This window comes from Mycobacterium persicum (assembly GCF_002086915.1).
GTDB lineage: Bacteria > Actinomycetota > Actinomycetes > Mycobacteriales > Mycobacteriaceae > Mycobacterium > Mycobacterium persicum.
Window position 1 is genome coordinate 2,582,595 of the sequence record NZ_MWQA01000001.1, and the last position, 13,785, is coordinate 2,596,379.

General features: G+C 66.0%; 15 protein-coding genes. 3 read left to right on the forward strand and 12 right to left on the reverse strand.

Annotated features, from left to right (window positions below; all coding sequences use genetic code 11):
* The first annotated feature begins 249 nt into the window (after positions 1 to 249).
* Complete coding sequence (locus tag B4U45_RS11680) at positions 250 to 978, forward strand: hypothetical protein (RefSeq protein ID WP_075549044.1); 729 nt, start codon at positions 250 to 252, stop codon at positions 976 to 978.
* A gap of 43 nt (positions 979 to 1,021) precedes the next feature.
* On the opposite strand, the gene B4U45_RS11685 is transcribed toward B4U45_RS11680, so the two are convergent.
* Positions 1,022 to 1,345 (reverse strand): helix-turn-helix transcriptional regulator, encoded by a 324-nt coding sequence (locus B4U45_RS11685; RefSeq protein WP_063468853.1) that lies wholly within the window; start codon positions 1,343 to 1,345, stop codon positions 1,022 to 1,024.
* A gap of 157 nt (positions 1,346 to 1,502) precedes the next feature.
* Positions 1,503 to 2,279 (reverse strand): alpha/beta fold hydrolase, encoded by a 777-nt coding sequence (locus tag B4U45_RS11690; RefSeq protein ID WP_116671291.1) that lies wholly within the window; start codon positions 2,277 to 2,279, stop codon positions 1,503 to 1,505.
* A 14-nt stretch (positions 2,280 to 2,293) separates the two neighbouring features.
* On the opposite strand from B4U45_RS11690, the gene mhuD reads away from it, so the two are divergent.
* Positions 2,294 to 2,611 (forward strand): mycobilin-forming heme oxygenase MhuD, encoded by a 318-nt coding sequence (gene mhuD / locus B4U45_RS11695; RefSeq protein WP_075549045.1) that lies wholly within the window; start codon positions 2,294 to 2,296, stop codon positions 2,609 to 2,611.
* Entirely contained in the window at positions 2,595 to 3,950 is a 1,356-nt protein-coding gene (locus B4U45_RS11700; RefSeq protein ID WP_183155058.1) for a serine hydrolase, read from the forward strand. The genes mhuD and B4U45_RS11700 overlap by 17 nt, the downstream gene beginning before the upstream one ends.
* Before the next feature lie 4 nt (positions 3,951 to 3,954).
* Here the strand turns inward: B4U45_RS11700 and B4U45_RS11705 are convergent, their stop codons facing one another.
* From B4U45_RS11705 to B4U45_RS11750, 10 genes are all read right to left on the reverse strand, one after another.
* A complete protein-coding gene (locus tag B4U45_RS11705; protein WP_075549047.1) occupies positions 3,955 to 4,497 on the reverse strand; it encodes a histidine phosphatase family protein in 543 nt (180 codons plus the stop codon).
* Positions 4,498 to 4,504: 7 nt separating this feature from the next.
* Positions 4,505 to 5,296: a CbtA family protein gene (locus tag B4U45_RS11710; protein ID WP_075549048.1), complete on the reverse strand. Its 792-nt coding sequence runs from the start codon at positions 5,294 to 5,296 to the stop codon at positions 4,505 to 4,507.
* 19 nt (positions 5,297 to 5,315) lie between these two features.
* A complete protein-coding gene (locus B4U45_RS11715; protein ID WP_075549049.1) occupies positions 5,316 to 5,525 on the reverse strand; it encodes a CbtB domain-containing protein in 210 nt (69 codons plus the stop codon).
* 244 nt (positions 5,526 to 5,769) lie between these two features.
* Complete coding sequence (gene clpC1, locus B4U45_RS11720; RefSeq protein WP_075549050.1) at positions 5,770 to 8,316, reverse strand: ATP-dependent protease ATP-binding subunit ClpC; 2,547 nt, start codon at positions 8,314 to 8,316, stop codon at positions 5,770 to 5,772.
* Positions 8,317 to 8,617: 301 nt separating this feature from the next.
* Positions 8,618 to 8,956: a histone-like nucleoid-structuring protein Lsr2 gene (lsr2, locus tag B4U45_RS11725; protein WP_023368518.1), complete on the reverse strand. Its 339-nt coding sequence runs from the start codon at positions 8,954 to 8,956 to the stop codon at positions 8,618 to 8,620.
* A 115-nt stretch (positions 8,957 to 9,071) separates the two neighbouring features.
* Positions 9,072 to 10,571: a lysine--tRNA ligase gene (gene lysS, locus B4U45_RS11730; protein WP_075549051.1), complete on the reverse strand. Its 1,500-nt coding sequence runs from the start codon at positions 10,569 to 10,571 to the stop codon at positions 9,072 to 9,074.
* A gap of 106 nt (positions 10,572 to 10,677) precedes the next feature.
* The gene (locus tag B4U45_RS11735; protein WP_075549052.1) at positions 10,678 to 11,496 is read right to left on the reverse strand and encodes a type III pantothenate kinase; all 819 of its coding nucleotides are present in this window, start codon (positions 11,494 to 11,496) and stop codon (positions 10,678 to 10,680) included.
* Between the two features lie 2 nt (positions 11,497 to 11,498).
* Positions 11,499 to 11,918: an aspartate 1-decarboxylase gene (gene panD / locus B4U45_RS11740; RefSeq protein ID WP_075549053.1), complete on the reverse strand. Its 420-nt coding sequence runs from the start codon at positions 11,916 to 11,918 to the stop codon at positions 11,499 to 11,501.
* Positions 11,918 to 12,856, reverse strand: a complete 939-nt coding sequence (gene panC, locus B4U45_RS11745; protein WP_075549054.1) for a pantoate--beta-alanine ligase — start codon at positions 12,854 to 12,856, stop codon at positions 11,918 to 11,920. Before panC ends, panD begins: the two co-directional genes overlap by 1 nt.
* Entirely contained in the window at positions 12,853 to 13,764 is a 912-nt protein-coding gene (locus B4U45_RS11750; protein ID WP_075549055.1) for a Rossmann-like and DUF2520 domain-containing protein, read from the reverse strand. The genes panC and B4U45_RS11750 overlap by 4 nt, the downstream gene beginning before the upstream one ends.
* Positions 13,765 to 13,785: the final 21 nt, after the last annotated feature.

A 13,785-nucleotide genomic window follows, 5' to 3' on the forward strand; every position in this document is an offset into this window, starting at 1 on the left:
GAGTTGCGGTGGACCAGGTTGCGAACCGGCAACTATGCCGGGGCGGGGGGCGCCGGCGTTCGCCGACCGATCAGTCCCGGCACCTTCACCGCCGAGCTGAGCAGGCCATGAGCACCGGTGGCGACGGCCCGTCTTACCGGCCTCCCACGTCCCCACTCATAGCAAACTCATATGAACTTCCATTGATGAAAAACGCTTCGGCTATATACCTTTCGCATTAGGGAGTGGCGAACGCCGGAGGAAGGGCACATGGATCTCGACCGCATCACCAACCCGTTGAGGTTGGCCAAAGGCCCTCACCAGCCGGGGACGGGCGCCGGCTGCGCCATGAACGTCATCTCCTACATCAATGGCGACTCGAAGATCACCGACTATCCTGCGTGTTCGGCCCGCCCGTTGGCCGCATTCGTCCAATCGTGCAATGACCTGCTGGCCGGTCCAGGCGGTTACCTGACGCCCGAAAACAGCATCATCGCCCTCGACCTGGGCTGGCAGACGGTGGGAACCGCCGGGGTTTCCCGCCGGGTCGTCCACGGCTGGGTGGCCGAGCTGTTGACCAGCCCGACCTGGGGACTCGTCCGATACGCCAGAATCACCACGATCAAGGCGATCGCCGATATCGCCGAACTGCACCGACGCGTTGCGCGCGGCACTATGCCGTCGCTCACCCGTTGGCATACCGCGTACGACATTGCGATGGGCGAAGCCAATGCCTTCGTCCCCGCGTCGAATCCCGCCGGGTTCTATGCCCTGCAGGCGGCACACCAGTCGACCGAGCTGGTCGCAGGTCGCCGCGTGGCGACACTGGACGCCATCACCGGCAGCGCCCTGCGCGCCCACATGCTCGGTACCGGGATTGACTCGCCAATCGGATACGCCCACGTCACCTCCGAGGCGATCCAGTCATGGCGCCGTCTGGCCGGGCTACCCCTGCCCAAGCGGGCAGGGCGGCACCAGCTCGCTCGGACGTCGGCATGACGGACCGGCGCGGCGGCCAACCGGCCATGCCAGGGCGTTCAGTTCAGGACAAGGCCGTAACGAGCTCACCCACGGTATGGCTGGCTTCGAGTGGGTGGCGTAGCCGACCCTGCGGATTGAGCTCGTACACGTTGCGACGACCAACCTTGGACTTGATGAGGTAGCCCTCCTCGGTCAGGTCGGTCAATATCGCCTGCACGGAACGCTCGGTGATGCCGATTCGCAGCGCCAGCTCGCGAGCTGTCAGGGGCTCGCCGGTCGACACGCACAGCAACACATGGGCATGGTTCGTCAGGAAGGTCCAGGTTCGGTCGGGAGCTTCGACAGCAGGTTGGGCGGCCGCGCTCCGCTTTTCGGCAGCGTCCATTCCCTCATTATAGGACTTTTGAGATTCGCGTAAACCACTTCGTTAATTGACCATCGGGGTTAGCGGCTCCGGTACCCAAGCCCCGGATGGGTAACGGCGACGGTCGTCGCGGGGCGGGCGCCGGCCGAGTTTCCGTTGAGGTTTGCAGGGAGTCGGCTCAGCCGGCCCCGATGTCGGCGAAAAAGGATTCGACCGCGTGGCGATACACCAGCGGCGCTTCATCGTGGACCAGATGACCCGCTTCTGGGACTCGCAGATACGTTGTTGGACAGTCCCTTTCAGCCATTTCGCGCATCTGCCCCGGCGGCGTGACCGAGTTGCCGGCCTCGATCAGCAGTGCTGGGGCCCGGACCGCCCGCCACTGCGCCCAGTAGTCGCGGGTGCCCCACTCGGCGGCGATCTCGATCCACCGTGAGGTATTTCCGTGCAGCCGCCAACCGGTGGCGGTGCGGTCGAAGGCCTCCAGGAAGTATTGACCGGCGACCGGGCCGAACTCGGCGAAAACCTGTTCTGCAGAGGCGAATTCGACGGGAAGCGCATGTAGCCACGGCTCCCACGGACCGGTGGTGCGGCCAACGAAGTCCGGTGCCATGTCCTCGACCACCAACGCCGCCACCAAATCGGGACGCTGCGCGGCCAAACACCACGAATGCAAAGCACCCATCGAATGCCCGACCAGGCGCGCAGGCACGCCCAGCGGGGCAACCGCGTCAACCAGGTCGGCCACGAAGCGTTCGGTGCTGATCGGGTACGGATCGTCGACGTCACGGCCCCGGTGCCACGGCGCGTCGTAGGTATAGACACTGCCCAACCGGGTCAGCCACGGCAGTTGCCGCGACCACGTGCTACCCCGGCCCATCAACCCGTGTACCAGGACCAGCGGTTTGCCTTGCCCGCCGCGATGGGTCAGCAGATCGGTCGGCATGGCGGGCACGGTAGCCTAGCGACATGCCAGTGGTGAAGATCAACGCAATCGAGGTGCCTGCCGACGCTGGCCCCGAACTGGAGAAGCGTTTCGCCCACCGTGCGCATGCGGTGGAGAATTCTCCCGGTTTCCTCGGCTTTCAGTTGCTGCGACCGGTCAAGGGCGAAGACCGCTACTTCGTGGTGACACACTGGGAGTCCGATGAAGCATTCCAGGCCTGGGCGAACGGGCCGGCCAAAGAGGCCCACGCCGGCCACCGGGCCAACCCCGTGGCGACCGGTGCTTCGCTCCTGGAATTCGAGGTTGTGCTCGACGTTGCCGGGACTGGCGAAACGAAGTAGCCGGCCGGCGCTGCCGCCCCGTGCAAGGGCGTTAGGCGCCGCCGCCGCATTAGTGGTCGCCCTGGCTCCCGGTTGCGCACACTCGCCCACGCCAACCGCCAACGCAGCCGATCCGGGGCGCCGCATCGACACCAGAACACCACCCGGCCTGCGTGCCCAGCAGACGGTGGACATGCTCAACTCGGATTGGCCGATCGGGCCGGTGGGCGTCGGCACCCTGGCGACGCCCGGGCAAATCGGCTCCGTCGAGCACACCATGGAAGAGCTGTGGTGGGACCGCCCGTTCACCGTCGAAGGCGTAGCCATCGGCGCCAGCGTGGCCACGCTGCATCTCATTTCGTCTTACGGTGCGCGGCAAGACATTCGGATCCATACCGACGACCAGGGCCAGGTCGATCGGTTCGATCTCGAGACCCAGCCACCGTCGGTCAGCTCGTGGCGCGACGTCGACGCCGTGTTGAGCCGAACCGGCGCCCGCTATTCCTACCAAGTCGCGAAGGTGACCAACGGCAACTGCGACCCGGTAGCGGGCACCAATACCCGCGAATCCTTGCCGCTTGCTTCGATTTTCAAGTTGTACGTGTTGCACGCCCTGGCTGACGCGGTGAAGGACGGCACGGTGTCCTGGGACGAACTGCTCACCGTGACCGCCAAGAGCAAAGCGGTGGGTTCGTCGGGCCTGGAACTGCCGCCCGGGGCGAATGTTTCGGTTCGCACCGCCGCCGAGAAGATGATCGCCACCAGCGACAACATGGCCACCGACTTGCTGATCGAGAGGCTGGGCACTCACGCTATCGAGGAGGCGCTGGCCACCGCCGGCCATCACGATCCGGCCAGCATGACACCGTTTCCCACGATGTACGAGCTGTTCTCCGTCGGCTGGGGTCAACCGGATGTGCGCGACCAATGGAAACACGCATCCCAGCAGGTCCGCGCTCAGTTACTGCAGCAGGCGAATGCGACGCCCTACCAACCTGATCCGATGCGTGCCCACACTCCGGCCTCCACGTACGGCGCGGAGTGGTACGGAAGCGCGGAGGACATTTGCCGGGTGCACCTGGCTTTGCAGGCCAATGCGGTTGGCCCGGCCGCGCCGGTCCGGCAGATCCTGTCCGCTGTTCCAGGTATCCAGCTGGACCGCAACGATTGGCCTTACATCGGCGCGAAGGCCGGCGGGCTGCCAGGGGACCTGACCTTCAGCTGGTATGCCGAGGACAGGACCGGCCAGGCATGGGTGGTGAGCTTTCAGCTGAACTGGCCCCGTGATCACGGGCCGACGGTGACCGGATGGATGCTGCAGGTTGCCAAGCAGGTCTTCGCATTGGTGGGTCCGCGATAGGTCGCTATAGCCGCAGCGTCCAGCGATGCCCGCGGTAATGCATGACGGTTCGACTGACCGGCGCAATGTCGATACGCCAGAAGGATTTCGGTGGACTGTCAAGCGCCACCAGGATCGCCGCCCGGATTACCGCCGGATGGGTCACCGCCACGGTGTTGCCGGCCAGCGACGCCAGCCATCCCGCCACCCGGTCGATCAGGTCGACGATGGACTCACCGCCGTGCGGCGCCTCGGCGGGTTCGGTCAGCCACGCCTGAAGCTGATGGTTGTCAACGTACTCGAGACCGGTGCCGCGCCAGCATCCGCAATCGAGGTCGGCCAGTTGCGGCTCCGTCGCGGCCCGCAGTCCCAACAGGTGAGCCGTTTGCCGGGTCCGCCGCTCGGGTGCGACCAGTTGGGTAACGCCACACCGGATGTCGGGGCGCCCCGCGGTTTCTGCCTGGCGACGGCCGGTGTCGTTGAGCGGCTCGTCGGCCGGAAACCGGCCGACCGCCATGGCATCGGTCATCGCGTGCGACACCAACGTCAGCCTGATGACCTGGCTCACTGGCGGGTCACGTCTCGATGCTCGCCGCCCGTCCCGTCGCGGCCGTCGTATCCAGCAGCCGGCGCGCCAGCGTCGAAAAGACCACCCCGATGGTCGCCCACAGCACCATCTGGGTGCCCAGCGACGCCAGCCTGAATTCGTAGAGGACATCGGCCGGGAATCCGGGATAGATGATCGTTCCGGCAGCGTCGCGCATCGGCCTCGGTGTTTCGTCGACTGTCGGCAACACCGACATGACCACCGCACTCGCGACGATATAGACACCAACGGCCGATAGTCCGGCGTTCCACGCACCCACCCGCGGAGCCAGCCGGCCGCCCAGCCACACGGCGCCCAGTGCAAGCGCCACCGACGCCACCACCATGACCAGGTACCACAGGGTGCGCGATCCGATCGTGTCCGCCTGACCCACGGCCGGTGGGTTGGGCGGATATTTCAGAAAGGGCACTAGGTACACCGCGGTGCCGGCACCGGCTGCTAGACGAATCGAAAGCCTTTGCGGTCCAACGTTTCTGGTCCGAGAGTGGGCAACGCAGAACAGCACGGCGAACAACGCACCCAGGGCGACGCCGAAAAACAGGACACCGAAACCCAATCCGGCGGTGCCCTGCACGCCGCGGCTGAACAATTCGACACCGTGCTCGTGCACGCCCTGAGCGTGCGCCGCTTCGGTGCGGCCGTCCTCGTAGTCGATTGCGCGGCCGATGACCGGCTCGGCAAACACACGAGCGAACGCAAACGCCAGCACGGCGCCCACCGCGCCGGCCAGGAGTCCGCGCGCTATCAGACGCTTCTCCATAATGTCAGCCCTGGGTGGCTCAGTGGCAGGGGAAGCCGAGCAGATGCCTTGCGTCGTGGAAGAATTCGTGCACGTGCGTGTCGCCACCGAACAGTGACACCGCGCCCTGGTCGAAGGCGACAAAATAGATGACCAACAGCGCCAGGACGGCGGTGGCGGCCAACCACAGCGCGGCACTCACCGCCGACACATGAACCGGCCGAGCGGGGGTTGCCTGGGAATTAGCCACGGGTCGACTCCTTCTGGGGATCTCGCGTCCCACGTAGGTGCTGGTGACGGGCAACGGGTCTGACTGTGTACAGTGGCGCGACCGTTCTGGACTCTCACCAGATTCCGTTGCCGTCGTCGATACCGGTCAGTGTAAACCGCTCAAGCGTTGCCGGTCGACGCTCAGGTAATACCAAACGGTCCTGCCGAGGCGCCCAGGAGTGGGCATGCCTCGGCAGGATCGCTCAGTTGTCTACCGCCCGCTACTACGGCCCGCTCGGCCCGGGACTGCCAGCGCCAGGCGCTCCGGCCTTGGCCAGGTCCGGCTCGGCCGGCGGCTTGCGGGTGCCGGTGAAGGTGAACACGGCATCCTCGCCGGCGCCTTCACCGTCCCAGTTGTCCACGTCGACCGTGACGACCTGGCCCGGCCCGACCTCCTCGAAAAGGATCTTCTCGGACAGCTGGTCCTCGATCTCGCGCTGTATGGTGCGCCGCAGCGGACGGGCACCCAGCACCGGGTCGAAGCCACGCTTGGCCAGCAGCGACTTGGCCTTGTCGGTCAGCTCCAGCGCCATGTCCTTGCTCTTGAGCTGGCCGGCGACCCGGCCGATCATCAGGTCGACCATCTGGATGATTTCGTCGCGGGTCAGCTGGTGGAACACGATGATGTCGTCGATGCGGTTGAGGAACTCCGGGCGGAAGTGCTTCTTGAGCTCGTCGTTGACCTTCTGCTTCATCCGCTCGTAGTCGTTCTCACCGCCACCCTTGGTGAACCCGAGGCCGACGGGCTTAGAAATATCGGATGTCCCCAGGTTCGACGTGAAGATCAGCACGGTGTTCTTGAAGTCCACCGTGCGGCCCTGACCGTCGGTGAGCCGGCCATCCTCGAGCACTTGCAACAGGCTGTTGTAGATCTCCTGGTGCGCCTTCTCGATCTCGTCGAACAAGACCACGCTGAACGGTTTGCGCCGCACCTTCTCGGTGAGCTGACCGCCCTCCTCGTAGCCGACATATCCGGGCGGAGCACCGAACAGCCGCGACGCGGTGAACCGGTCGTGGAACTCACCCATGTCGATCTGGATGAGCGCGTCGTCGTCGCCGAACAGGAAGTTGGCCAGCGCCTTGGACAGTTCGGTCTTACCCACGCCGGACGGTCCGGCGAAGATAAACGAGCCCGACGGGCGCTTCGGGTCTTTCAGTCCGGCGCGAGTACGCCGGATGGCTTTCGAGACGGCCTTGACGGCGTCCTCCTGGCCGATGATCCGCTTGTGAAGCTCTTCTTCCATGCGCAGCAACCGGGTGGTCTCGGCCTCGGTGAGCTTGAACACCGGGATGCCGGTCCAGTTACCCAGGACCTCGGCGATCTGCTCGTCGTCGACTTCGGCGACCACGTCGAGATCCCCTGAACGCCACTGCTTTTCGCGCTCCGCGCGCTGGGCGACGAGCGTCTTCTCCCGATCCCGCAGGCTGGCGGCCTTCTCGAAGTCCTGGGCGTCGATCGCCGATTCCTTCTCCCGGCGCGCCTCGGCGATCTTCTCGTCGAACTCGCGCAGGTCCGGCGGCGCGGTCATCCGGCGGATCCGCATCCGGGCCCCGGCCTCGTCGATCAGGTCGATCGCCTTGTCCGGCAGGAACCGGTCGTTGATGTAGCGGTCGGCCAACGTGGCGGCGGCCACCATAGCGCTGTCGGTGATGGACACCCGGTGATGGGCCTCGTAGCGGTCGCGGAGACCCTTGAGGATCTCGATGGTGTGCTCCACCGTCGGCTCGCCGACTTGCACCGGCTGGAAGCGGCGCTCCAGGGCGGCGTCCTTTTCGATGTACTTGCGGTACTCGTCGAGCGTGGTGGCGCCGATCGTTTGAAGTTCACCGCGAGCCAGCTTCGGCTTGAGAATGCTGGCCGCGTCGATGGCGCCCTCGGCCGCACCGGCACCCACCAGGGTGTGCAGCTCGTCGATGAACAAGATGATGTCGCCGCGGGTGTTGATCTCTTTGAGCACCTTCTTGAGGCGCTCCTCGAAGTCACCGCGGTAGCGCGAGCCCGCCACCAAGGACCCCAGGTCCAGGGTGTAGAGCTGCTTGTCCTTGAGCGTCTCGGGGACCTGGCCGTGCACGATGGCCTGGGCGAGGCCTTCGACGACGGCCGTCTTACCGACACCGGGCTCGCCGATCAGCACCGGGTTGTTCTTGGTGCGCCGGGAGAGCACCTGCATCACCCGCTCGATTTCCTTCTCGCGGCCGATGACCGGGTCCAGCTTGCCTTCCATCGCCGCGGCTGTCAGGTTGCGGCCGAACTGGTCGAGCACCAACGAGGTGGACGGAGTGCCCGACTCGCCACCCCGACCGCCAGTGCCGGCCTCGGCGGCCTCCTTGCCCTGGTAGCCGGACAGCAGCTGGATCACCTGCTGACGCACCCGGGTCAGCTCGGCGCCCAGCTTCACCAGAACCTGAGCCGCTACCCCCTCACCCTCGCGGATGAGGCCCAGCAGGATGTGCTCGGTGCCGATGTAGTTGTGGCCCAGTTGCAGCGCCTCGCGCAGGCTCAGCTCGAGGACCTTCTTGGCCCGCGGAGTGAACGGGATGTGCCCGGACGGCGCCTGCTGGCCCTGGCCGATGATCTCTTCGACCTGGCTGCGGACCCCTTCCAGCGAGATACCCAGCGACTCCAGCGACTTGGCGGCTACGCCCTCGCCTTCGTGGATAAGACCCAACAGAATGTGCTCGGTGCCGATGTAGTTGTGGTTCAGCATCCGGGCCTCTTCTTGCGCCAGGACGACGACCCGGCGGGCACGGTCGGTAAATCGTTCGAACATCGGCGGTTACCTGCTCTCCTCATCGGTACTTTGGTCGGCCCCGAACCGGTCCGGCTCGGCCCCGCGTACCTGCTGTCCACTGTAATGGTCGGCCCGCCAGGGTTCATAACCTTGCGGTGCCTAGCGGTTCCGGGGCACGGACCCCTGTCCGCGTGGCACCTCTTACTTCAGAACCGCACCACGTCAACGAGGAAGCTCGCCGCTATGTTTCCGGCGCGGACCGGCGGCAAGTTCGCCACCAGCGAAAGCGACACAGCACCGGCGCCCAGGCTTGGAGCCTGGGCGCCGGTGTGAGCGATGACTAGGTTGCGGCGTGGAACGCGTCGATGACGTCGGCCGGGATGCGGCCACGAGTCGACACGTTGTGTCCATTGCGACGCGCCCATTCCCGGATCGCGGCGCTTTGTTCGCGATCGATCGCGCCGCGGCCGCGGCCGGAGCCGGAACGCCCGCGCCGGCGACCGCCGACACGACGGCCGGCCTCAACCCATTGCTTCAAGTCGCCGCGCAGTTTCGCGGCATTCTTAGAAGAAAGGTCAATCTCATAGGTCACCCCGTCAAGCCCGAATTCGACCGTTTCGTCGGCGGCGCCGGAACCGTCGAAATCGTCGACCAAGGTGACGGTTACTTTCTTCGCCATTGGCTTACCCTCGCGTTTCTTCCCGTGCAGTTACCGTGCAGGATGGATAGACTCCCCGGCCACTAATCTGCCATAAGAACGTGAAATACTCAATCTGGACACATCGGCGGCCAGTTCAGTTGGAGTGTGGTCGAACAATCGGGAACAAAACTGTCTCCCTAATTGACAGGCCGGTCAAAGCCATCAACAACCGATCGATACCCATTCCCGTTCCGGTGCACGGCGGCATCCCGTACTCCAGGGCCGCCAGAAAATCCTCGTCGAGCAACATCGCCTCGTCGTCGCCCGCCGCCGCGGCGCGGGCCTGGTCAGCGAATCTATCCCGCTGTACCACCGGATCGTTTAATTCAGAGTACCCGGTGGCCAGTTCGACTCCGTGCAGGTAGAGGTCCCACTTCTCGGTTACTCCGGCGATACTGCGGTGCTGACGGGTCAATGGCGTTGTCTCTACCGGAAAATCCTTCACAAATGTGGGTGCGGTCAACGTGTTGCCCACGGTGTGCTCCCAGAGTTCCTCGACGAGTTTGCCGTGACGGTAGCCACCCTTGTCCAGAATCTCTTCATCGAGTCGACGTGCGATCTCGCGTAACCGATCGACCGAGGTCTGCGGTGTGATCTCTTCGCCCAGTGCCGCCGACAGGGAGGAATACATCTGGATTGTCGCCCATTCTCCGTCGATGTCGTAGACACTGCCGTCGGGCATCGGAAGTTGTCGGGTGCCGATCGCCTCGTCGGCTACCTCTTGAATAACCTGCCTGGTGACCACCGCGGAATCGTCATAGGTTCCATAGGTCTGGTAGGTCTCCAACATCGAGAATTCCGGGGAATGTGTAGAATCGGCGCCTTCGTTTCGGAACACCCGATTTAGTTCGAAGACTCTGTCGAAGCCGCCGACTATGCAACGCTTGAGGAACAGTTCCGGCGCGATGCGAAGGTAGAGGTCCATGTCGAGAGCGTTGGAATGGGTGACGAACGGCCGAGCCGCCGCGCCGCCGGCCAACGTCTGCAACATGGGCGTCTCGACCTCGATGAACCCGCGGCGTTCCAGCGCATTCCGTATCGCTCGGATGACGGCAATCCGCTGCCGGGCCACCCCCCGCGCCTGCGGGCGGACGATCAGGTCGACATAGCGCTGCCGTACCCGCGCCTCCTCGCTCATCTCCTTGTGCGCGACGGGCAGCGGCCGCAGCGACTTGGCGGCCATCCGCCACGAGTCGGCGAGAACCGACAATTCGCCTCGCCGTGAACTGATCACGGTGCCGTGCACATACACGATGTCGCCGAGATCGACATCGGCTTTCCACGCGTCGAGCGCTTCCCGGCCGACCTTGTCGAGGCTGATCATCACCTGTAGGCGGGTACCGTCACCATCCTGGAGTGTCGCAAAGCACAGTTTTCCGGTGTTGCGGGCGAAGACCACCCGGCCCGCGACGCCGACGATGTCGTCGGTCGCGGTGTCGACGGGCAGGTCTGGGTGGGCGGCGCGGACCTCGGCCAAGGTATGGGTGCGTTCGATGGCAACCGGGTAGGGGTCATGCCCTTCTGCCAATAGCCGAGCACGCTTGTCCCGACGGATCCGGAACTGCTCGGGAATGTCTGTCTCGGCCGAGTCCACGACGTGCCAGCTTAAGGGGTCGAGTCTGCGCTCACGGCAGCGAGCCTGCGCTGACGGCGTGACTGCCGGCTCGCGGCGCGCGCTCTACGCAGACTCGCTGCGGGTTCTAGCGGGCGCTCTTCAGCCGGCCCCCCTGGGCGTCGCGGTTTCGTTCGAAGACGAGCCGCAGCCCGTGCAGGGTCAGGTGCTGGTCGTAGTGGTCGACGGTATGCAGCTCCGGCAGCAGCAGCGGCGCGGTGTGCCCGGTGGCCACGACCGCGACATCGTCGGTGGCGGAGAAACCCTTGACGTCTTCGCGGATGCGTCCGACCAAGCCGTCGACCAGCCCGGCGAAGCCGAACACCGCGCCGGCCTGCATGCATTCGACGGTGTTCTTGCCGACGACCGAACGCGGCCGGGTCAGCTCGACGCGGCGCAGCGCCGCCGAGCGGGCGGCTGCGGCGTCGGAAGACACCTGCACGCCGGGTGCGATGGCACCACCGAGGAATTCGCCCTTGGCCGACACCACGTCCACGCAGATCGACGATCCGAAATCGACGACGATGGCGGCCTTACCGAACTTGTGATGCGCCGCCAGGCAGTTGATTATCCGGTCGGCGCCCACTTCCTTGGGGTTGTCGACCAACAGCGGGATACCGGTGCGCACCCCCGGTTCGATCAGCACGTGCGGGACCGACGGCCAGTACTGGTCGAGCATGATCCGCACCTCGTGCAGCACCGACGGGACCGTGGACAGACCGGCCGCGCCGGTGAGCCGCTCGGAGTCGTCGCCGATCAGGCCGTCGATGGTGAGCGCCAATTCGTCGGCCGTGACTTCAGATTCGGTGCGTATCCGCCATTGCTGCACCACCTTTGCGTGCTGTTTGGCTCCGGACAGCAGGCCGACGACGGTGTGGGTGTTGCGGACGTCGATCGCCAGCAGCACGGCTACCGTGCACCCATCCGCGGGTTCATCAGCTCGGCGGCGTTGTCGGGCACATAAGCCGGATCGCTGCCCAGGTCGATCTGCTTGTTCCGGGCGTCGACAAACACGATCCGCGGTTGGTAGGCGCGCGCCTCGGCATCCTCCATGGTCCCGTAGGCGATCAGGATCACCAGGTCGCCCGGGTGCACCAGGTGAGCCGCCGCACCGTTGATCCCGATGACGCCGCTGCCGCGCTCGCCGGTGATCGCATAGGTGACGAGGCGGGCCCCGTTGTCGATGTCGACGATGGTCACCTGTTCACCCTCGAGCAGATCGGCGGCCTCCATCAGATCGGCGTCGATGGTCACCGACCCGACGTAATGCAAGTCCGCCTGCGTCACCGTCGCGCGGTGGATCTTTGACTTCAGCATTGTCCGTAACATCAATTCCTCCAAGGTGATTGGGCATAGTGAGCCCGCGACTCGTCCGGCCCGAAGGTGCCGGCGAAATTTCCGATCTGGATTTCCACGTTGTCCAGCAGTCTGGTGGCGCCGACGCGCGCCGCAACCAGCAGCCGGGCCGATCCGCTGGCGGGCGCCGGGCCGAGCCCGGCGTCGCGCAGCTCCACGTAATCGACCGCGATGCCGGGCACCGCGTCGAGCACCGCGCGGGCCGCGTCCACCGCGGCCCGGGCACCGGCGCCGGCCACTGCAGCCGCATGCGCCCCAGCCGTCAGCGCCGCCGACAGCGCCACCGCCGCTTCCCGCTGAGCCGGGTCCAGGTAGCGGTTGCGAGACGACATCGCCAGCCCGTCGGCCTCCCGCACGGTCGGCACCCCGATCACCTGCACGTCGACGTTGAGGTCCGCGACCAGCTGCCGAATGAGCACCAGCTGCTGGTAGTCCTTCTCGCCGAAATAGGCCCGGTCGGGCCGGACGATGTGCAGCAGTTTGAGCACCACGGTCAGCACCCCGGCGAAATGGCCCGGCCGCGCGCTGCCTTCCAGATCGGCGCCCAGCGGCCCGGGTTGCACCGTGGTGCGCATCCCGTCGGGGTACATCGCCGCGGCCGTCGGCGCGAACACGATCTCCACCCCTTCGGCACGCAGCTGCGCCACGTCGTCCTCGAGGGTTCGCGGATAGGCGTCGAGATCCTCCCCGGCGCCGAATTGCAGCGGGTTGACGAAGATCGACACCACGACCACCGAGCCGGGTGTCCTCTTGGCCGCGCGCACCAGCGCAAGATGACCCTCGTGCAGGGCGCCCATCGTGGGCACCAACATCACTCGCCGGCCGGTGTGCCGCAGCGCCCGGCAGACGTCGCCGACCTCACGCGGCACCGAGTACCGGTTGAGTTCGCCCGGGTTGAAGCTGACTTTCATCGCGCCAACACCTCGACGACGTCGGCGGGAGCATGCGCCCGCTGCGCGGTCCGCAGTGCGTTCACCCGATAGGCGTGGGCCAGTTGCGGGTCGACGCCGGTCAGCGCGGCCAGGTGCCCGGCGACCGCGGCGGCGTCACCTCGGGCGATCGGCCCGGTCAGCGCGGCCTGCCCACGCTGCAGTGTGTTCTCCAGCGCAGCGCGGGCCAGCGGTCCGATGATGCGTTCGGCGATTCCCCCGGGATGGTCGTCGACGCACTGTTGGCCCAGCAGTTCGCTGCCGCGCAGCGCGGCGCGCAACGCCTCGAGAGCGTCGGCCAGGACCGTCACGATGTGGTTGCTCGCGTGGGCCAGCGCCGCATGGTAGATGATGCGGGCGTCCTCCGGGACACTGAACGGCTCCCCGCCCATTTCCAGCACCAGCGATTGGGCAATCGCATAGCCGACGCCATCGGCTGCGGTGATCCCGAAGCAGGTATCTGGCAGGCGGCTGATGTCCTCGTCGGACCCGGTGAAGGTCATCGCCGGGTGAATGGCCAGCGGTATGCAGCCCTGCCGGGTCAGCGGTGCCAGGATCCCGATCCCGTTGGCGCCGGAGGTGTGCGCCACGAGTGTCCCGGGCCGCACCGCCGAGGTTGCCGCGAGTCCGGACACCAAACCCGCCAGTTCGCTGTCGGGCACCGCCAACAGCAGTAGCTCGGCCGCGGCAGCGACGTCCGGCGGCGGCAATACCGGGGTGTCGGGCAGCCGGCGCCCGGCCCGTTGCCGCGACGCATGGGAGACGGCGCTACATGCCACCACAACGTGGTCGGCGCGTTCCAGCGCCACTCCTAACGCGGTGCCTACCCGGCCGGCGGAGATGATTCCCACTTTGAGCCTGGCCGGGCGCAATCCGTCGAACTGCACCATCGCAGACGACCTCACAGGTTT